This window comes from Microbulbifer maximicatervae (SeqCode), assembly GCF_052467325.1.
On sequence record NZ_CP174310.1, the window covers coordinates 3,649,754 to 3,669,719 of the forward strand.

Annotated in this window: 21 protein-coding genes; 5 read left to right on the top strand and 16 right to left on the bottom strand. The window is 53.8% G+C overall.

Annotation, left to right across the window (positions count from 1 at the left end):
• Positions 1-385: 385 nt before the first annotated feature.
• A complete protein-coding gene (locus ACJJIE_RS16275; protein WP_444892348.1) occupies positions 386-1,522 on the bottom strand; it encodes an aminopeptidase in 1,137 nt (378 codons plus the stop codon).
• A 71-nt stretch (positions 1,523-1,593) separates the two neighbouring features.
• Here ACJJIE_RS16275 and ACJJIE_RS16280 point away from each other — a divergent pair, with 71 nt between their 5' ends.
• Both ACJJIE_RS16280 and ACJJIE_RS16285 read left to right on the top strand, forming a co-directional pair.
• Entirely contained in the window at positions 1,594-1,827 is a 234-nt protein-coding gene (locus ACJJIE_RS16280; protein ID WP_413663788.1) for a hypothetical protein, read from the top strand.
• Between the two features lie 110 nt (positions 1,828-1,937).
• Positions 1,938-2,111, top strand: coding sequence for a DUF3149 domain-containing protein (locus ACJJIE_RS16285; RefSeq protein WP_282930681.1), 174 nt, complete (start codon positions 1,938-1,940; stop codon positions 2,109-2,111).
• A gap of 310 nt (positions 2,112-2,421) precedes the next feature.
• On the opposite strand, the gene tatC is transcribed toward ACJJIE_RS16285, so the two are convergent.
• The 8 genes from tatC to ubiE all read right to left on the bottom strand — a co-directional run bounded on the left by tatC (position 2,422) and on the right by ubiE (position 7,974).
• Positions 2,422-3,171, bottom strand: coding sequence for a twin-arginine translocase subunit TatC (gene tatC, locus ACJJIE_RS16290; protein WP_413663789.1), 750 nt, complete (start codon positions 3,169-3,171; stop codon positions 2,422-2,424).
• Positions 3,168-3,761 carry a Sec-independent protein translocase protein TatB gene (gene tatB, locus ACJJIE_RS16295; protein WP_444892349.1) on the bottom strand — a complete coding sequence of 198 codons (594 nt, stop codon included), beginning with the start codon at positions 3,759-3,761 and terminating at the stop codon, positions 3,168-3,170. Before tatB ends, tatC begins: the two co-directional genes overlap by 4 nt.
• A 29-nt stretch (positions 3,762-3,790) precedes the next feature.
• A complete protein-coding gene (gene tatA / locus ACJJIE_RS16300) occupies positions 3,791-4,054 on the bottom strand; it encodes a Sec-independent protein translocase subunit TatA (protein ID WP_444892350.1) in 264 nt (87 codons plus the stop codon).
• A gap of 88 nt (positions 4,055-4,142) precedes the next feature.
• Positions 4,143-4,475 carry a phosphoribosyl-ATP diphosphatase gene (locus ACJJIE_RS16305; protein WP_282930677.1) on the bottom strand — a complete coding sequence of 111 codons (333 nt, stop codon included), beginning with the start codon at positions 4,473-4,475 and terminating at the stop codon, positions 4,143-4,145.
• 7 nt (positions 4,476-4,482) lie between these two features.
• Entirely contained in the window at positions 4,483-4,875 is a 393-nt protein-coding gene (gene hisI, locus ACJJIE_RS16310; protein ID WP_282934621.1) for a phosphoribosyl-AMP cyclohydrolase, read from the bottom strand.
• A 51-nt stretch (positions 4,876-4,926) separates the two neighbouring features.
• Positions 4,927-6,537, bottom strand: coding sequence for a ubiquinone biosynthesis regulatory protein kinase UbiB (gene ubiB, locus ACJJIE_RS16315; protein WP_444892351.1), 1,611 nt, complete (start codon positions 6,535-6,537; stop codon positions 4,927-4,929).
• A 2-nt stretch (positions 6,538-6,539) separates the two neighbouring features.
• Positions 6,540-7,169: a ubiquinone biosynthesis accessory factor UbiJ gene (locus ACJJIE_RS16320; protein ID WP_444892352.1), complete on the bottom strand. Its 630-nt coding sequence runs from the start codon at positions 7,167-7,169 to the stop codon at positions 6,540-6,542.
• A 55-nt stretch (positions 7,170-7,224) separates the two neighbouring features.
• Positions 7,225-7,974, bottom strand: a complete 750-nt coding sequence (gene ubiE / locus ACJJIE_RS16325) for a bifunctional demethylmenaquinone methyltransferase/2-methoxy-6-polyprenyl-1,4-benzoquinol methylase UbiE (protein WP_108734987.1) — start codon at positions 7,972-7,974, stop codon at positions 7,225-7,227.
• Positions 7,975-8,097: 123 nt separating this feature from the next.
• On the opposite strand from ubiE, the gene ACJJIE_RS16330 reads away from it, so the two are divergent.
• Positions 8,098-8,910: a CHAD domain-containing protein gene (locus ACJJIE_RS16330; RefSeq protein WP_444892353.1), complete on the top strand. Its 813-nt coding sequence runs from the start codon at positions 8,098-8,100 to the stop codon at positions 8,908-8,910.
• Between the two features lie 55 nt (positions 8,911-8,965).
• On the opposite strand, the gene ACJJIE_RS16335 is transcribed toward ACJJIE_RS16330, so the two are convergent.
• The 7 genes from ACJJIE_RS16335 to ACJJIE_RS16365 form a co-directional block, all read right to left on the bottom strand.
• Positions 8,966-10,528 carry an alkaline phosphatase gene (locus ACJJIE_RS16335; RefSeq protein ID WP_444892354.1) on the bottom strand — a complete coding sequence of 521 codons (1,563 nt, stop codon included), beginning with the start codon at positions 10,526-10,528 and terminating at the stop codon, positions 8,966-8,968.
• Between the two features lie 16 nt (positions 10,529-10,544).
• The gene (locus tag ACJJIE_RS16340) at positions 10,545-12,080 is read right to left on the bottom strand and encodes an alkaline phosphatase (protein WP_444892355.1); all 1,536 of its coding nucleotides are present in this window, start codon (positions 12,078-12,080) and stop codon (positions 10,545-10,547) included.
• 265 nt (positions 12,081-12,345) lie between these two features.
• A complete protein-coding gene (locus tag ACJJIE_RS16345; protein WP_444892356.1) occupies positions 12,346-12,720 on the bottom strand; it encodes a gamma-butyrobetaine hydroxylase family protein in 375 nt (124 codons plus the stop codon).
• Positions 12,721-12,725: 5 nt separating this feature from the next.
• Entirely contained in the window at positions 12,726-14,042 is a 1,317-nt protein-coding gene (gene hslU / locus ACJJIE_RS16350; RefSeq protein WP_444892357.1) for an ATP-dependent protease ATPase subunit HslU, read from the bottom strand.
• 73 nt (positions 14,043-14,115) lie between these two features.
• The gene (hslV, locus tag ACJJIE_RS16355; RefSeq protein WP_108734993.1) at positions 14,116-14,655 is read right to left on the bottom strand and encodes an ATP-dependent protease subunit HslV; all 540 of its coding nucleotides are present in this window, start codon (positions 14,653-14,655) and stop codon (positions 14,116-14,118) included.
• A 165-nt stretch (positions 14,656-14,820) separates the two neighbouring features.
• Positions 14,821-15,399 (bottom strand): SPOR domain-containing protein, encoded by a 579-nt coding sequence (locus ACJJIE_RS16360; RefSeq protein WP_444892358.1) that lies wholly within the window; start codon positions 15,397-15,399, stop codon positions 14,821-14,823.
• An 82-nt stretch (positions 15,400-15,481) separates the two neighbouring features.
• On the bottom strand, positions 15,482-17,695 hold the full coding sequence (locus ACJJIE_RS16365) for a primosomal protein N' (RefSeq protein WP_444892359.1): 2,214 nt from the start codon (positions 17,693-17,695) through the stop codon (positions 15,482-15,484).
• 330 nt (positions 17,696-18,025) lie between these two features.
• On the opposite strand from ACJJIE_RS16365, the gene rpmE reads away from it, so the two are divergent.
• Positions 18,026-18,238, top strand: coding sequence for a 50S ribosomal protein L31 (gene rpmE / locus ACJJIE_RS16370; protein WP_108734996.1), 213 nt, complete (start codon positions 18,026-18,028; stop codon positions 18,236-18,238).
• 383 nt (positions 18,239-18,621) lie between these two features.
• Entirely contained in the window at positions 18,622-19,875 is a 1,254-nt protein-coding gene (locus ACJJIE_RS16375; RefSeq protein ID WP_108734997.1) for a malic enzyme-like NAD(P)-binding protein, read from the top strand.
• Positions 19,876-19,966: the final 91 nt, after the last annotated feature.

Genomic DNA, 19,966 nt, shown 5'->3' on the forward strand with positions numbered 1-19,966 from the left:
TAAAATCAGAAGGGAGATTCTTAAATAACTACTATAAGTGTAGATAATTAATTGGACAGAAGGGATAGACCTCAACCATATAAACGTCTATTAACCTATCACATCAAATAACCTCAGATATAAAATCAGATACATATACCCAAAGCTTGAACAATGACGTTTACAAATATATAAAAGTGTATAATTTAAAAATATGGACTGACGTATTAAAATGATGCCCGGGCAGCTAATGTTATCCCCCAAAGAAAAAATCAAACATAGCTATTTCTTTACTAAATAAAGCGTATCGAGATACCATACACTTACTATTTCGCGACACCTAAATTCAACATGAAGATAAAAATACGATTGTTAAATAATGGAAATACTTAGCCCATTTAAGAAATTAATTCCCATTATGAATACAGGCTATCACATCACTATCAATACTCTGCGTTGATATTTTATTTTCTCGTTTATACTCAACAGCCAACTGCAACAGGCTCTGCTCTCTATCTTCCTTGTCAAGCTCACCCAATCTTTCAGCTGCATTATAAAAATCCTCCCAACCATTACTATCAATATAAAGCTGACGAAAAGCTGGAACCAAAGATTCATATTCTGCCGCCAACGCCAAAGTAGCATTATTGGTTTTCTCTATATAAGCCTGGTAGCGCGCAGGGTAAGACCACTCTGCTGCCATACGCCAATAGCAACGCCTCAATCGACTCAGAATTTCCTCCTTTTCTTGGCGCTTGTCCTCATCCGGCAAGTTGGATTGGTAGACTGGTTGAAGCTCTTTACGCGTCGCTGTCATTAACTGTCGTACCGCCAGTGCCTGAGCCTTAGTCTCCTCAGCAGAACTCGAGAGACCTTGGCTACGAAGCCAATCAGGTAGGGCAATTTCGGACACTGCTGTAGCAAAACTCTCATTAAAGCGGGTATCACCCGGCACATAAACTCTTCTGTGGGCCAACTCATGAAATAAGAGTCCGGCTAGTCTCTCCGGTGTCCAATTCACAAAGCTTGATAACACAGGGTCATTAAACCAACCCAGGGTGCTATAGGCCGGCACGGCTCCCAGGTAGACATCGTAACCCTGGTTGCGCAGGCTATTTGCTTTGGCAATAGCCGCTGATTTGCGGAAGTAGCCCCTATAGCTGGCGCAACCGGCTATGGGGTAACACCATCGTTTGGGGCTCAGGGAAAACTCTGGTGCGGCCAAGACATTCCATATGGGGTACTCATCATCGAGCTGGACATAGGAACTATAGGCTTGCCCCACTGGTAGTTTTAACTCCTGTGCTGCATAGGCACGGATCTCCTGAACGAGCTGTAATTGCTTCTGGAGTTGATCACTGGCATTGCCGTCTTGAACCAGCTCTTCAATCGGCTGCCGGGCAGAGAGTATCCGCAATTGACCGCTTGCAGCCTGGAAGTAATAGCCCGCAGTCTCGCACCCGTAGAGCCCTAACAATACTAATACGAGCAGCCAAACTCTGGGGCGCGCTAAAAACCTAAGATCAGAAATACTGATATACACTCTTTTTCCTATTAGTATTTTTCTTAGAGAAACTCACCAGTCAAACGATTCCATGTGCAAAAGGTTATTCCATGTCACCAGTGGCAGCCGTCTTAACAGTATTTGCGCTGGTTTTAGGTGCTGTTGCCTGGTTGCGACTGCTATTTATTGGTTTTAGTCGCGACCCCTTGTCGGGGCTGATAGCACTATTTATGCCACCTTTGGCGCTTTTGCTGCTTCTGCCTGACAGGCGAGAAAATAGTGATCTTTATTCTTTATGTGGCGCGTCCTTACTCTGCCTGCTAGCAGCCCTGACCCTGCGTTGACCAACCCGTCGTTCTTACAATAAGTCGATCCAGCTTGATTTAGGTCAAGAGATTTCCATTACAGCTCCCTAGACTGCATAGGTGAAGCATTAGCCTATTTGGAGAGAAAAATGGATGCTTTAATTGACCTGTTTACCAGCTTTTCTGGCCTTCTCAGCTTGGCCGTTATTGCCTTTATATTCCTGATGGCAGCGTTTTTCGTTCGCTTGGTTCGCAACAATGTTGAAAAAGCTGTTGCCGAACAGGAACGCATCGCAGCACAAGCAACCGGTTCCAATAAATAGCTAGGCTTCCATCGTTGTTGTAAGCAACCAAGCACAAGCTAGTTTAGCGTTTATCTCTCGATCTGGTATCTAATAGCGGGCTTTCTACAGCCGGTAGGGTGGTCAACCTCCCTGCAGCTGGGAAATAACCGTGTCATCAAGCTTCTTGTCATGGAAGAGGTGGAGTTGATGCTACTGAGAAGAGAGTGCGGCGTTGTACCCGTATCGCTAGCGCTCTCAGGTGAGTAACCCTATCGAGAGCGCAACTGCAATACCTCAAGCACTGCTTGTGAAGCTAACCGCTGAAAACCCAGTGGTGACTTTTTATATCTCAGGTAGCAGGCTTATCTTTGGGTGAAGACTTCATCCAACGCCCAAATAAAATGCCAATCTCAAACAATAGCCACATGGGGAAGGCTAATAAGGATTGGGAAATTATATCCGGCGGTGTCAGTAGCATCCCAATTAAAAAGCATCCCACAATCACATAAGGGCGCTTACTTGCCAGGGTCTTGGCATCCACTACCCCACTCCAAATCAGCAGGACTGTCGCAATAGGGATTTCAAAAGCAAAACCAAAAGCAAAGAAAAGTTTCAGCACCAGATCCAGGTAACTGCGCATATCTGGCATTACCTTAATATCTTCTGGAGCAGTTCCAACAAAGAAATCAAACAGAAGGGGAAAGACCACAAAATACGCAAATGCAATGCCGATATAAAAAAGTGCGACGCTACTAATTAATAATGGTATAGCAATACGTTTTTCATTTTTATACAGCCCCGGGGCAATAAATGACCAAACTTGGTAAAGCACAAATGGGATTGCAATAAAAAAAGAAACTATAAAGGTCGTTTTGAACGGGGTAAGGAACGTGGAAGTCACCTCTGTAGCGATCATTCCAACATCACCCGCCAAACGCTCCTGTAGTGGGTGGGCAATAAAATTATAAATTTCAGACGCAAACGGCATCAAGCAGACAAATAAGACCAATACGACTAAGAGGATTCGCAATAGGCGATCACGCAGTTCGATCAGGTGGTCGATAAAAGGCTGATGTTTATCTTGGGACTGATCGCTCATGACTGGCTATCTTTTTCCTGTTGCGATGTTTTCTTCTCGCCTTGTTTTTCTTCTTCATCTTCATCGATGTTTTCAGGATGGTCCGGGTTTAAATCCGGGTCCCCAAAATCATGCCAATGCTCCGGGTACTCCGGATCCTGTAACTCCTCGGCAGTTTCATCCTGTTCTGGCAAATAATCCTCCTGCTCTGCACGAGGATGAGCAGGTTCCTCTATCGCCTTTTCAGGTTTTGGTGCCTCAGGATGGTTGACTCCAGCTGCCTGTTTTTCTACTGGTGTCCCTGCAACTTTTGGTTTTTCAGGCTGATTAAGCGCGTCGTGAACTTCCTTATTGGCTTCGCTAAAGGTTTGCTCCATCTCACGACGACTCTCCTCAATCTCACGCATAATGCGCTCGTTGTGAAGTTCACGCCGTATATCATCGGCTCCAACCTCTCGCTCCAATTCTTCGCGAGCACTATGTAAGGTCCGCTTCAAACCGGACCACCAGCGGGAAGTGGTACGCACCGCATCGGGCAGTCGCTCAGGGCCAACCACCAACAGGGCCACGGCAGCAACTACCAATAGTTCTAAAAAGCCGATATCAAACACAGAGTGACACTCGCCTTAGTCGTTGCCGATTATTTGTCCTGAGACTGTTTATCTTTATTTTTGACAGTACTGTCTTGGCCTGGCTTCTCTTCCTCATCGTGCTTGAGACGCTCGACATCTTTGTCTTCATCAGCATCCTTGGATTTGTCTTCATCCTTAACCGCTTTGCGGAAACCCTTAATTGCGCCACCCAGATCGCCTCCGAGGTTTTTCAAACGCTTGGTTCCGAACAGTAGTAAGACTATGACCAGGACAATCAACAACTGCCAGATACTAATTCCACCGAATCCCATAATTGTCTCCATTACATTCAATAGGATGGCTTGAGTTTCTTACCGGGCACTCCCGCCATCAGGGGTGGTGCCACAAGTGATTCAAATTTTACTTAGTTCGCGCAGCTTTCTCTTCCAGGCCAGAAAGACCAAATCGGCGCCCAAGCTCTCGAACCACGTCCTGAGAATCAGCGCCCAAGTGAGATAGCATGACCAGCGAGTGAAACCATAGGTCCGCTGTCTCGGCAACCAGGTCTCGATTATCGCCACTACTCTGTGCATCTTTTGCTGCAAGAATAGCTTCAGTGGCTTCTTCACCGACTTTTTCCAAAATCTTGTTCAGGCCTTTGCTATGTAAACTGGCCACATAGGACTCAGAAGCATCACTGCTATTTTTACGGCTTTCCAACACCGCATCGAGCTGTTGCAGCACATCTTTCATAATTGTTTCACTTATAAATGGACTTCGGGTCCTGAATCACCGGCTGATTCACCTGCCACTCTTCATCTTGAAGGAGGTGATAGAAACAACTACTGCGTCCGGTATGACAGGCGATTCCACCTTCCTGCTCGACCAACATTAATACGGTGTCACCATCACAATCCAGACGCAATTCACGCACCTTTTGCAGGAAGCCGGAGGTTTCTCCTTTGCGCCACAGGCCCTTGCGGGATCGGGACCAATAGACTGCGTAACCCTCACTGGCAGTGAGCGCCAGCGATTCCCGGTTCATCCAGGCCATCATCAACACCCGCCCGGTTTTGAAATCCTGGGCAATCGCAGGAACCAGGCCATCACTGTTCCAGCTGACTTTATCGAGAAAACCGGCCTTTGCTTGAATTTGAGTCAATGTCTAACAATCCTTAGAAGTTCCAGTGTAGGCCGAAGCGCCCTAGGGCCACAGCAGTAGCACTAGTGCAGCAACGCCCAGTACCCAACCGGCCGGCGGCAACTGAGCCAGCCATTCCGGCTTACTGACAGCGATGGCGCCAACGCCCAACACAACTCCGGCGACCCGCCGAATATATTGGCGCAAGCCTCGGCGTTGCGAGCCCGCCAACTGCTCGCCAATTACCTCTAACTGGGGCGCCAGTTCCCGCGACTGCTCCAGAGCTGAGTACACCAGCTGTGGCATCTGCGGGAATTTCTCAAGCCACTCCGGGCCGTAGCGCTTTATCTCACCCAAAATTGTTTTGGGGTGGATTCGATCGCGCATCCAGCGCTCTAAAAATGGATGAGCAGTCTTCCACAGATCCAGCTGCGGATAAAGCTGTCGACCCAAACCTTCGATATTCAACAGGGTCTTTTGTAACAGTACCAGCTGTGGCTGCACCGCCATATCGAATCGGCGCGCAGTCTGGAACAGACTAATCAACACCCGAGCGAAAGAAATTTCTCCCAGGGGTTTCTCAAAAATGGGCTCACAGACCGAGCGAATAGCGGACTCAAAGGCATTGATCGGCGTGTCGGAGCGAACCCAACCACTTTGCACGTGCAGCTCCGCCACCATACGGTAATCGCGGCGGAACATCGCCAGGAGATTGCGCGCCAAATAGTACTGATCTTCCCGTGTCAGGCTACCGACGATTGCGGTATCAATCGCAATATATTGCGGGCGTTGCGGGTGCTCCCTGGAAACGAAAATGTTGCCCGGGTGCATATCCGCATGAAAGAAGTTGTACTCGAATACCTGCTTAAAGAAGATCTCAACACCGCGCTCAGCCAGCAGCTGCATATTGGTGTCCTGGGCGCGAAGCTGGGCCAGGTCGGTGACGGGGATACCGTCGATGCGCTCCAACACCAGGACATTTTCGCGGGTGTAATCCCAGTGCACTTCGGGGATATACAACAGCGGGGAGTTGGTAAAGTTGCGGCGGAGCTGGGTGCCGTTGGCCGCTTCACGAGTTAGGTCCAATTCACCTTCAATCGTGTGCCGATAGTCCTCAACCACCTCCACCGGGCGCATGCGGCGCCCTTCGGGCACAAAGCGTTCAATTCCACGAGCGATCACCCCCAGGAGCTTCAAGTCTTCCTGGATTACCTCATCAATGCCCGGGCGCAGTACTTTGACGACTACCGATTCGCCGCTCTTTAATTCAGCCGCATGCACCTGTGCAACTGAAGCCGCTGCCAGTGGCTGCTGATCAAATTTGGCGAAGACCTCATCCACCTTGGCACCAAGGGCTTCTTCGATCAGAGCCGTGCACTGGTCACTGGGGAAGGGCGGCACCTTGTCCTGTAAATAATCTAATTGCTCGACAATATCTGGCGGTAGCAGGTCGGGACGAGTGGAGAGAAGTTGGCCGAATTTAACGAAAATGGGGCCCAGCTCTTCCAAGGCTCGGCGCAGCCTTTCGCCCCGTGGCATCTTGGACTGCGGCAGCAACTTCACCGGCAGCAGTAATCCCCGCAACCACAGTGGGCGCTCCTCTGCTGGCAATAATTGATCGAGACGATAGCGCAGAAAAACCCGCGCGATTGTAAGACTTCGACGAACTGGCAAAACTACTCGGCCTCCCTGCGGGAAAACTGTTCTTCCAGCAAGCGCACGCGCGCCTCGAGCCGTTCAGCAGCTAGAGAGGCCTCGGCCAGGTCTTCGACAAATGCTTCGAACTGGGCCTGGGGCGGGGTCAGCTGCCACTCCTCACTGATAGCCTCTGCCGCCACTTCAGGCGCCCGATTCAGGTTGCCTCCTAACCAGCGGGCAGCATCGCGCAGGACATTGCCAATTGAGTGGGCGGGAATATCGCCAACCATTTGCGCCAACGGCGCTTCCCAATCGATATCCAGGTCACTCATGATCCACTGCAGTTCTGCCAGCAGGGCACTGGAGCCGCTCACTGACACCCCCAGTCCGGCTGGAGTTGCATCCGGGTCTTTGATCAGGCGTACAAAAGACAGCGCTGAGCCGCTCAACTGGGTGGTAACTTCCCCCTCCCAGTGCTGGCGCACCCGCACCTGGTCACCCTCGATACACAGGCAAAACTGTAGTTGCGGGGCGGTTAAATCTAGCGCCATGGTTTTCCCATCCAGTGCGGAAAGGCGTTCTCGTGTCGCCGGGTCATACTGGAGGGCAGCATTAATTGTGGTTTCCAGCACGGCATCAAAGCCCGCGCGAAAAGTGGGGTCGCTCATGGCGGTTTACGGCCTCGTGCCTGCGCTCAGAGAAAAAATAGGCTTATGCAGTTTTTCAGGGCTTGATGCCCCGGTGCAAAGCGACAATTCCGCCGGTCATATTGTGGAATTCACAATCGACAAAACCGGCATCCGCCATCATCCCCTTGAGGGTTTCCTGATCTGGATGCATGCGGATACTCTCCGCCAGGTAGCGATAGCTGTCCGCATCATTGGCAACCAGCTTGCCCATAAATGGCAACAGGCGGAAAGAGTACTGATCGTAGACTTTCTCCAACAGCTTCGACTGGGGCTTGGAAAACTCCAGCACTAACAGTCGGCCACCGGGTTTCAACACGCGCAACATGGAGCGCAGCGCCAGGTCCTTATCGGTGACATTGCGCAGGCCGAAAGCGATCGTGATGCAATCAAAGGTATTGTCCGGGAAGGGCAAATACTGGGCATCCGCCTGCACCGGCACCACATTGCCGGCGATTCCCCGATCGAGCAGGCGATCGCGACCCACTCGCAACATCGATTCGTTGATGTCCGCCAATACTACCTGGCCACTGGCACCCACAATGCGGGAGAAGCGCGCGGTGAGGTCACCGGTACCCCCGGCGATATCGAGAATACTTTGGCCCCGTCGGGCCCCGGACAATTCGATGGTGAAACGCTTCCAGAGGCGGTGAACACCTCCAGACATCAAGTCGTTCATTACATCGTAACGGGCTGCTACAGAGTGGAACACTTCTGCCACACGACCGGCCTTTTCTTCCACCGGCACTTCCTGGTAGCCGAAGTGGGTGGTCTTGCGATCCTTCATGCTATGCCTGCTGAGCGAAAACTTTAAAAGGCCATTGTACATTGCCGGAGCCAGTGGGGCACCGCTTGAAATCAAGCAGAGTGGAAACCACTAAAATTTAGTGAGATCGCCCGGGACTGTTCTATGAGCTATCAATTCCAATGTGACTCTCCTTTTCCCGAGCAAATCAAATCTATCGCCCAGGCAGAAGTAACGGCGGCAAACGGATACTTGCTCCGCAACGGAGGGGAAACTGCTGTCCACGAACTGCGCAAACGCTGCAAGAAAATTCGCGCGCTACTGCGCCTGGTCCGCCCACAAATCAGTAGCACTTTTCAGCGTGAAAATACCCACTACAGAAAATTGGCAAACACTCTCGCCCACACCCGCGACCTCACAGCACTGCGCATCGCTTTACTGGGATTGGCACCGCCACATCACTTTCACCGGTTACACCATCTCCTCGACGAACTGATCCAGGCAGAGCAAAACCACTCAGCGGTTCAAGCGGCATTGAAACTCCTCGATAAAGGTCAAATAAGAATTCCATCGTGGCCGCTTGAACAGCTCGGCTGGCATGATGCGGAAGCCGGTTACCTGCGCGGCTACCGAAAAGCCGCAAGCGCATGGCGTAAAGTGCGCAGGCAAAAAAATGCAAACCGCCTGCATCTATTGCGTAAAAGAGCCAAGGATCACTGGTACCAGAGCCGCTTATTGAGGAAGCGTTATCCGCTCACTGTGGGCGAGCGCTGTAAGTCACTAAAGGAGTTGGGAGAAGTTTTGGGTGACTGGCGTGATCTCCATTTGCTGGCACGGCTGGTAATCACTCAGGGAGACAAGCTGCAAAGTGAGTTTGGCACGGTGCTAAAAATTATCCGGCACCGACAAAGCCTACTAATGAAAAAGACCGAAGCACTCTGTGAGGCGCTCTTCCCCAAGCCTCAATTCAAGATCTGACCGGGGAAAGTGATAGTGTGGATGAACATGCCATCCACACCAATAGCTGATGGAATTACTGTTCCAATAATCCGCCAGCGCGTGCCATTACGTGAAACAGGAAGTTTTGTTCGTTGGTGCCGCTCACCAGGTGCGCACCCGGTCCGCGCGCCCAAACACCCACATCCTCACCCGCGTGGGATTCACTGCTCATGGGAATCAGGGCATCCTGCTGGTAATCCAGGGCGGCAGTGTCTGTGCTCACCAGGCTCGGACGCGCTCCGCCATCACCGGCACTGTAGCCCGGGCCATTGGCATAGCTCAGAGTCGTGTAGGGCAGGCCATCTTCTGCCAGGGCATGGGAGGTTTCCGCTTCGCCATTGCCGTCATTGCCAATCACTTTTCCGAGAATCGGGTTACCGCGAGTGGGGTAGCCGGCGATAGTCATCACGTGGCTGTGGTCCGCAGTAACAACAATCAGGGTGTCTTCTGCACTGGTATTATCCATGGCGTACTGAATCGCTTCGGCAAATTCCACCGCATCGGTCAGGGCGCGATAGGCGTTGCCGGCGTGGTGACCGTGGTCGATACGACCGGATTCCACCATCAGGAAGTAGCCGTCCTCATTTTTCTGCAGCATCTCGAGACCTTTAGCGGTCATCTCTGACAGGGAGGGCTCACCGGCTTTGTCGTCCTCGCGAACAGCCTCGAATTCCATATGTGAGGAATTAAACAGGCCGAATAGCTTGTCGGTTGCGGAGGCATCTACGGCTTCAAAAGCGGTAGTGTCTTCAACGTAGGCAATATTATTTACACCGTTGTCGTAACGGGCCTTCCACTCATCCACCAGGTTGCGCCCATCTTCACGGCGCCCTGCTTCACCTTCAATATCGGTAATATCACTGGGCAGGAAGTTGCGACGGCCACCGCCCATCACCACATCGATACCATCACCGGCTTCAAACTCTATCAGTTGAGCGGCGATATCGGTGCAGCCATCCGGGGCTGCTTCCTCCCAGCCGCGCTCAGGCACCTTGGCATAAGTAGCCGCCGGGGTAGCGTGGGTGATACGCGCGGTGCTAATAATGCCGGTGCTCTTGCCCAGGTCTTCAGCCAGCTCAATTGCCGTCGTCAGCGGGTACTCGAGGCTGGCGGCACAATCGCCGCGCGCAACATTTTCAGCAACACTCAATACACCGGCCTTGGTTTTAACCCCGGTTACCAGCGCAGTCATAGTGCCGGCAGAATCCGGGGTTTGCTGGTTGGTGTTGTAGGTTTTGACCAGACCGGCAAACGGCATCTTCTCAAAGCTCAGCTGGTGTTCCTCACCATCGAGGCCCTGCTGCTGGCCCGCGAGAATACGCGCGGCGGTCACTGTAGAGATACCCATACCATCGCCAACGAACAGGATAATGTTCTTGGCGGCACCGGGGGTGTTGTTGATTTCTACAGCGCTCGCTTCTTCGATCGCCTGCTGGGCTTCCTGGAACCAGCTACTGTTGCTCTGAGCAGAGGAAACACCGACATGCTCCTCTTCGGGTAATTCCACTACGTCGTCAGAGTTTGAGTTGTCGTCGCTACAGGCGGTGGCCAGTAGGGCGACAGAGAAAGCCAGTACTGTTTTCTTAAAATATCTCATGGTGAATTACCCCCAGTTATTCTTCTGTCAGCGACAGGTCGGTCGCAGCAGTCATCACGTGGAAGACTGCACTCTGCTCCAGGCTACCTTGTACCCGCTCGGCGCCGGCGCCGATAGCGTGCAAGCTGATATCCTCGCCCGCATGGCTCTCAGACTCCAGGTGCACCATTGCTTCCTGGTGGAAGCCCGGCGCTTCGGTATCCACGCCGGAGAGATCCTTGCGTCCGGTATCGGCGGCAATATCGTAGCGCTCATCCGCGTCGGTATTTTCACCTAAATCGGCATAACCCAGGCCATTGGCATAGCTCAGGGTGGTGTAAGGTTGACCGTCCGCAGCAAGACCTTCTTCCGCTTCTGCGGCACCGCTGCTGTCATTCTCAATCACTTTGCCGAGTATCGGGTTGCCACGTGTCGGGTAGCCGGCGATAGTCATCACATGGCTGTGGTCGGCGGTCACCAGGATTAAAGTGTCTTCAAGATCCACTTTATCCAGAGCAACCTGTACCGCATCCGCAAAGGCGATGGCATCGTGCAAGGCGTTGTAGGCATTACCGGCGTGGTGGCCGTGATCGATACGCCCGGACTCTACCATCAGGAAGTAGCCATCGCTGTCTTTTTCCAACAGCTCAATGGCGGTATCGGTCATCTCGGCAATGCTCGGCTCATCGCTGTCCTTGGCGATGCGGTCCGCATCGTAACTCATGTGGCTGCTGGTGAAGAGCCCCAATAACTTATCGGTGGAGGCAATATCGACGCCCTCCAGCTCGGAGCCACTCTCCACGTACACAGCAGTCTGCTCGCCGTCATAGCGCTCCAGCCATTCACTAGTCAGGTCGCGGCCGTCTTCACGTCTACCTTCATTGTCGGAGGTAACAAAGTTGCGGCGGCCACCGCCGAGCATGACATCGATACCGTCGCCGGCAGACACCTCAACCATCTGCGAGGCGATATCGGAACAATCACCCTCGGCGGAATACTCCCAGTTGCGCTCCGGGCTGCGCGAGTAAGTGGCTGCAGGCGTGGCGTGGGTCAGACGCGCGGTGGAAACAATACCGGTGGCCTTGCCACGGCTCTCCACCATTTCCAGGAAGGTATTTAATTCCTTACCCTCAGTGCTGGCGCAGTCAGCACGCAGTGCATCGCCGTCGATATTAATTACACCGGCGCGGGTTTTTACTCCGGTCATCATAGCGGTCATGGTACCGGCAGAGTCCGGGGTCTGCTGATTGGTGTTATAGGTTTTGATCAGTGCGGTATGCGGAAACTCTTCGAAGGAGAGCGCATTTTCTTCGCCGCTCTCACCGACAAGCTGGCCTTCAAGGATACGGGCGGCGGTTAGTGTGGAAATGCCCATTCCATCGCCGACGAACAGAATTACATTCTTCGCAGTTTTTGCCTCGCGGGAAAGCGAAGCGCGCTCTTCCAATCGGTCAGCACTTTCCGTGTACCAGGCACTATTGATTTGGTAGTCGGGCAGGGTTGCCGCTGAAACAGCGGAAGCGAGAGGAATCAGACAAAAGGCGCTCAGTGCGCGGACAATTGTTTTTGCCATGGGGGCCTCCGAAACTCGTTAATTTGGCGAGCATTAGAGTTCCAAAATGTGACAAAAGAATTACGCGCCGGTTACGTTGTTAATATCTTTGCTCTGAAAATCAATGAATATCAAAGAATTACATAAACTTGGCAATATTTGGCAAAGACGTACCAAAAATTAATTATTTCGGTAATAAATTATTGAGAAGAGTGGGGGGATATTAAGAGAAAGAAAGGTGGAACCGCCCCCTGGGGAGCGGTTGTCATTACCGATCAATTTGCCACTAGCCGATAAACTTCACCACACTCTCATCCGGGTCGCGGCCCTGGCCGGCATCGCGCAGGCGCTGAAGGTAAGCCTCCCAGTTGGACGAATAGTTTTCAGCTAGTTCGTGCAAATACTCCCAGGTAAAAATACCGGTGTCGTGGCCATCGTCGAAATCGATTTTTAGCGCATAGCGGCCAGCCGCCTCCACCGTATCGATACCCACATGCATTTTGCCACTGACCAGCACCGGTTCGCTGGCACCGTGGCCACGCACTTCGGCGCTGGGGGAGTAGACGCGCAGGTACTCTGCCGGCAAGGTAAATTCAGCATCGCCAAATACCAGATGCAGGCTTTTCTCTGCGCGATTTAATCGGATTTTTTGCAGTTTCATTATATTTACAAAATAAAACGCGACAGGTCTTCGTTCTGGCTCAACTCGCCCAGATGGCTGTCCACATAGGCGGCATCGACATTCAGCGAAGTATTGCCATCGCCCGCATCAAAGGAAATCTCTTCCAGCAAGCGCTCCAGTACCGTGTGCAAACGGCGTGCACCGATATTCTCGGTGCGCTCATTCACCTCGAAGGCCACTTCCGCAATGCGGCGAATACCATCTTCGGTGAATTGTAGTTCCAGCCCTTCGGTAGCCAGCAATGCCTTTTGCTGCTCGGTAAGGGAGGCAGATGGCTCGGTAAGGATACGCTCAAAATCTGCGGAACTGAGCGAATTCAATTCCACGCGAATGGGCAGGCGCCCCTGCAACTCGGGAATCAGGTCCGAGGGCTTGGACAGGTGGAAGGCCCCGGAGGCAATAAACAGGATGTGATCGGTTTTGATCATGCCGTACTTGGTATTAACCGTGCTGCCTTCAATCAGTGGCAGCAGGTCGCGCTGTACCCCTTCGCGGGAAACATCGGCACCGCCGCTCTCCTGGCGCTTGGCGACTTTATCGATTTCATCGATAAATACGATGCCATTCTGCTCAGCAGCGCGGATCGCACGGGTCTTAACATCTTCGTCATTGACCAGCTTGGCCGCTTCCTCGTCGGTGAGCTGCTTGAGGGCCTGCTTGACCGGCAACTTGCTCTTGCGGGTCTTGCCCTGGGACATATTGGAGAACATGCCCTGGAGCTGGTTAGTCATCTCCTCCATTCCGGGAGGGGCCATAATCTCAACGCCCATGGGCGCAGCGGCCAGATCCACCTCAACCTCTTTGTCATCGAGATCACCTTCGCGCAACTTCTTGCGGAACAGCTGGCGAGTGCTGGAATCCTTATCGGTGGGCTCGGTGGAGCGCGCCGGCGGCAGCAGGGCATCGAGGATGCGCTCTTCTGCGGCGTCCATAGCGCGCTGCTCAACACCAGACATGGCCTGCTCGCGTTCCTGCTTCACTGCCATCTCGACAAGATCGCGGACAATCGACTCTACATCCCGACCGACATAGCCCACTTCGGTAAATTTAGTCGCCTCTACCTTGATAAAGGGCGCGTTCGCCAGTTTGGCCAGGCGGCGGGCAATTTCCGTCTTGCCCACGCCGGTAGGGCCGATCATCAAAATATTTTTCGGCGTGATCTCGGCGCGCAGGTCTTCACTAACCTGCATACGGCGCCAGCGGTTGCGCAGCGCAATGGCTACCGCACGCTTGGCCTCTTGCTGGCCGACAATATGGCGGTCGAGTTCGTGGACAATTTCTCTGGGTGTCATCTGGGACATACAAATTCCTGCAAAAATTCTTGCGGGGGCTTAAACAGCCCGCCAACCGGTCACTCTAGGGTGTACCCGGTAATCAATAAGCCAGTTCTTCGATGGTGTGGTTCTGGTTGGTGTAAACACAGATATCGCCGGCGATCTTCAGTCCCTGCTCCACAATAGAGCGGGCATCCATATCGGTATTGTCCAGCAGCGCGCGGGCCGCCGACTGGGCGAAGGGGCCACCGGAACCGATAGCAATCAGGTCGTCTTCCGGCTGAATCACGTCGCCATTACCTGTCACAATCAAACTGGCAGTGGAATCAGCTACCGCCAGCAGAGCCTCCAAGCGGCGCAGGGCGCGGTCGGTACGCCAATCTTTGGCCAACTCCACAGCGGCTCGGGTCAGCTGGCCGCCGTGGGCCTCAAGCTTGGCTTCAAAACGTTCGAACAGGGTGAAAGCGTCTGCAGTACCACCGGCAAAACCGGCAATAACCTTATCTTTGTACAGGCGACGCACCTTGCGCGCATTGCCTTTCATAACGGTGTTGCCCATGGACACCTGGCCGTCGCCGCCAATCACAACTTTGCCGTTGCGGCGACAGGATAAAATAGTAGTTCCGCGATACTGTTCCAATGGAGACCTCTCGGATTGCGCGTGTACTCTGGCAGCGGGCATCGAAGTGCCCACGCCGGGGAATTATCTTCAGACTAGGTAAGTGAGGACGGTTCGCGCCGATTTCAATAAGAGAGGTCACAATTACTGAGTGGGGCAACACACCTTAATAAACGGAATTGATGGTCACTGGGTCGCCGGGCGTTTTAGCACCAGCGGCATCAGGCGATGCTCAGCCAGTGTCTGGCGCGCTTTGGCCATCCGAGAGCGATTGCTGTAAGGGCCCACCAATACCCGGTGCCAGGTACCCCGGTTATCGGTGGCTGATTCCACTTTGACATCCAGGTTGGCCAGGGTCAGCTCAACGCGCAGGCGCTCCGCTTCAGAGGCATCGCGAAACGATGCCGCCTGCAGGATATATACCTGTGCCGGGGTGCTGCGATCGGGTTCCGATGAGCTACTGTTCTGGGAACTGTTGGTGGAGTCACTGCGGCGTGCCGGTTGTGCCACTTTGGGCGGGGGTACCGTGACTTCGTTTTCTTTTAATTTTGTATAAAAATCAAAACGCGGTTGAGGCGATGTTTCCTCTCGCTGCTGCACCGCCTTTGGCTTAATGCTGCTTATTCCCCGGCTGTCCTTGTCCATGCCCTGAAGAAACAGTACGGCCACCGCAAAGCCACCGACAAAATTCCCCAGGACAAACCAAACCCATGCGGGTTTGCCTGCGGCTTTTTTACTGCGGCGATTACTGGTGCGACGGCTCATCGAAAATTTCTTCCCTGCAAGGTTTTAACGGTTTGTGAATTGTACCGCCAATTTAGTGCCAGGCGCGTAACCCAGCGCATATTCACGATAATTCCTGCGCATCCATATCCACAGCCCAGCGCAGGCGGCGATTTTTATTGCCCTCCGCCCAGGCACACACTCGCGCCAGCAGCGGCTGTAAGTGGGCCCGGTTTTGTGCAGTGACCTGAATATAAAATCGGAAGCGCCCGGATTTGCGTTCCAGTAGTGCCGGCACCGGCCCCAGATATTGGATCTGGGGCGATGGGGGTGCCAGGGACTGCATAAAGAGTCGCGCATTTTGTAGAAACTCTTCGGCCCAACCAGGCTCTTCACACTCCGCTCTCACCAGTGCCATAGCACTCGCGGGAGGCAACTGTGCAACCGTGCGATCCCTCAGCAACTGGCGCGCAAAAGCGCCATAGCCTTTTTCCAGCAGCAATTGTAAAAGCGGGTGCTCGGGGAAGCGGCTCTGAACCAATACCCGCCCACTGAGACTGCCGCGCCCCGCACGGCCCGCCACCTGTTCCAGTAACTGACCGGTACGCTCTGGCGCGCGGAAATCTGCGCTGAACAGGCCGCCATCGGCATCCTGGATCACTACCAAAGTGACCTTGGGCAAATGGTGCCCCTTGGCCAGCATCTGGGTTCCCAACAACAGGCAGGGCTCGCCCTCTCGCGCCGGTGCTAATAATTTATCCAGAGCCTGTTTGCTCGCCGTGGTATCCCGGTCCACACGTATCACCGGGTAGTCGGCAAAGCGACGGGCCAACAGTTCCTCGCTGCGTTCCGTGCCGGCACCCAGGGCCGAGATCGAACGGCTGTGACATTGTGGACAGCTATCAACCAGCGGGCGGCGGTAATCGCAGTGATGGCAGCGCAACTGGCGTTGCCGCCGGTGCATAGTCAGCTTGCTCGAGCAGTGCGGGCAATCCGCCAGCCAGCCGCAATCATCACAAGTCAACGCGGGGGCAAAGCCGCGCCGGTTGATAAACACCAGGGCCTGCTCACCTCGCGCGAGGGTATCACCGATATGGCGCAGCACCTGGGGAGAAAATCCCTCTTCCAGAGGCTCCCGCAGTGTCGGCACTACATGAATTTGTGGGGGCTTGGCATCACCGGCGCGATAGCGCATGCGCAAGTGTTGATAGCGCCCATTCAGAGCGTTGTGCAGGGTTTCCAGAGAGGGCGTGGCCGAACCCAAAACCACCGGTACATTATTATTGCGCCCCAAAACCACGGCCAAGTCCCGGGCCGAATAGCGCACACCGTCCTGCTGTTTAAAAGAGGCATCGTGCTCTTCATCGACAATCACAACGCCGAGCCTGGGCAGGGGAGTCATAATGGCTGAGCGGGTGCCGATCACAATATCTGCCTGCCCACCTGCGGCCGCCAACCAGGATTGAGCGCGCTCGCCGTCGGCCAAGCCAGAGTGCAGCGCTGCGATACTGTGCTTGGGAAATCGTGCGGCAATACGCCTCAGCGTTTGCGGCGTAAGTCCAATCTCCGGCACCAATAACAATGCCTGGCGACCGCTATCCAGAACCCGCTGCATCAGGCGCAGATAAACTTCGGTCTTGCCACTGCCGGTGGTGCCTTCCAGTAATGAAGCAGAGAAGCCGCTGCAATCGATATTGTCGAGCACCTGTTGCTGTTCGCTATTCAGCTCCGGAGCCGGTGTACTCTCTGCTGCGGGTAGCGGCGCCGGTACAGTAGGGCCTGGAATCCACTCCACCAAGCCGCGATCCTGCAGGGCGCGGATCACGGGGGTATTGTGGCCGAGGGTCTTAAGGTGGGTTCGGCTCTGCTTGCCATCACTCAACAGCAACTGGAACAGAGCCTGCTGCTTGGGGGCGCGCGCCAGTGCAGTTTTCGGCAAGCCCTTTCCCTCTGTCGTGAGCTGAAGCCACTGCTCCGCCCAATGATCAGACGGCTTACCTTTGCGCAGTGCCACGGGCAGGGCAGCGGCGTAGACCTCGCCGAGGGGCGCCTGGTAATAGTCGGCAATCCAGGCCAGCAGCTTGCGGCTGCCATCACCAAACAGAACCTCCGAATCCACCAGTTCCAGCGCTGGCTTCAAACTGCTGTGTGGCGACTCCTGCACGATATCCAACAGTACTGCCACTAACTTGCGCCCGGCAAAGGGCACCCAGAGGCGCTGGCCGGGCCGCAGTGACTCCGGCGACAGCCCCTCTGGCGGCAAATAGTCAAACAAGCGCCTCAGGGGCACGGGCACTGCCAGCCTTAAAATGACTCTTTGTTGGACTGACTCCTGCACCTGGCCCCCACTCACTCAAACAAAAGGCGCTAGTGTAATGGCAGATGTGGCAAGTTGCAGGGCTTCGTCGGGGATAATGGTTGTTATGACCGAATTGGCGACTTAGGCGTCACAGAGGAATTAGTGAGGTCAGTTGTTATCAAAGCTGTTGTGCAATGCTAACAAGTGGCCATCCTCAGTTATTTCGCCACCCAATTGTGCTTGAACCGCGACATTAATCTGATAGTATGCGCCGACTTTTTAAACAGCCTGGAACCATACTGGTTCCTGCACCAATGACGATGCCGTGCTCGGCAAAAGATCGAGTGGCGGTTTCGAAAAGAGGCAATCATGAAAGCAGATATCCATCCTAACTACACCGACATCTCCGCTACCTGTTCCTGCGGCAATGTTGTAAAAACCCGTTCCACTCTGGGCAAAGACCTGCAAATCGACGTTTGCTCCCAGTGCCACCCTTTCTACACTGGCAAGCAGAAGCAGGCTACCACTGGTGGTCGTGTTGACCGTTTCAAGAAGCGTTTCGGCAGCCGTATCGGCAAATAATCCGGGCTCTTCGCTCGAATGGACCCGCCACTTGCGGCAGGATCCATTCCAAAAAGGCACCTCACACTGTGATGGTGCCTTTTTTGTATCTATTCATTCCCCATCATATCCAGCAGCCGTAAGCGTCTGTGTACAAAATCAAAATCGACTTGAATCGCTTAACCTTACCGCTATTGGCGACCATTTTATCCTTATAAATCAAAATATTGCGGCTATTTATCCCGAAAATCATCGACAAGCACGATAAAAATAGAAGTCCGTACCATATATTGCAGATTTTCACGCTTGTAGCGCCAAGCTTCCCTCGGTTATTCTCTGGCCCCCCGCAGTAACCGGGATAACACTTAAGTGTTGTCCACAGTATTCGAGAGAAAAGCCCCCAAATGACGGATTCATTGCGCCAGGCAGCGCTCGATTACCACGCGCTCCCCAGTCCCGGCAAACTTTCAGTAGAACTGACGACCCCTGCCGAAACCCAGGAAGACCTGTCCCTGGCTTACAGTCCCGGCGTCGCCGAACCGGTGCGAGAAATCGCCAAGGACCCAGAAGCAGCCTATCGATACACCGGCAAAGGTAATCTGGTAGCAGTCATTTCCAATGGCAGTGCCATTCTCGGTCTCGGCAATCTGGGCCCGCTGGCCTCAAAACCCGTGATGGAAGGCAAGTCACTGCTGTTTAAACGCTTTGCCGATATCAACTCAGTAGATATCGAAGTTGATGCCAGCAGCCCGGAGCAGTTTATTCAGACCGTGGCCTCAATCGCCAACACCTTCGGCGGTATCAACCTCGAAGATATTAAGGCGCCAGAGTGCTTCCATATTGAAGAGACCCTAATCGAGCGCTGCCCGGTACCGGTTTTTCACGACGATCAGCACGGCACCGCCATTGTGACCGTTGCCGGTATGCTCAATGCCCTGGAGATCCAGGGTAAGAAAATCAGTGAAGTGCATATGGTCTGCCTGGGCGCAGGTGCCGCTGCGACGGCCTGCTGCAAACTGCTGCTGGCTGCCGGAGCGCGCAAAGAGCAGATCACCATGCTCGACAGCCGCGGGGTTATCCACTCGGGTCGAACGGATATCAACGCCTATAAAGGTGAGTGGGCGCGGGATACCGATATGCGCACCCTCGACGATGCCATCGCCGGTGCGGATGTATTCCTTGGTGTGTCCGGCCCGGACCTGCTCTCCGCCGAGCAGCTACAGCGCATGGCCCCAAAACCGGTGGTCTTCGCCTGCTCTAACCCCAACCCGGAGATTAAGCCCGAGTTGGCTCACAGTGTGCGCGACGACCTGATTATGGCCACAGGCCGTTCCGACTACCCGAACCAGGTTAACAACGTCCTCTGCTTCCCGTTTATTTTCCGGGGTGCCCTGGATGTTCGCGCTGCGCGCATTAATGAAGAGATGAAACTGGCAGCGATCGAGGCGATCCGCAAAATTGCCCACCTGCCGGTACCGGACTCAGTACGCGAAGGTTATGGCGGTATCGAGCTCAGCTTCGGGCCCAACTATATCCTGCCCAAGCCAACCGACCCGCGTTTACTGCCTGAGGTGGCTTCGGCTGTAGCTCGAGCCGCCGTAGACAGTGGCTGTGCGCGCCTGCCCTACCCGGACAACTATCCCCTGGAAACCCTGTAAAGATCACAGATTTCCTCACTTAACCCGTTAGAGCAGGCATTTACCGCTTTCGCTCTAACGGAGTTCTTGAGCCATAAAGCCCCCGTCGCTA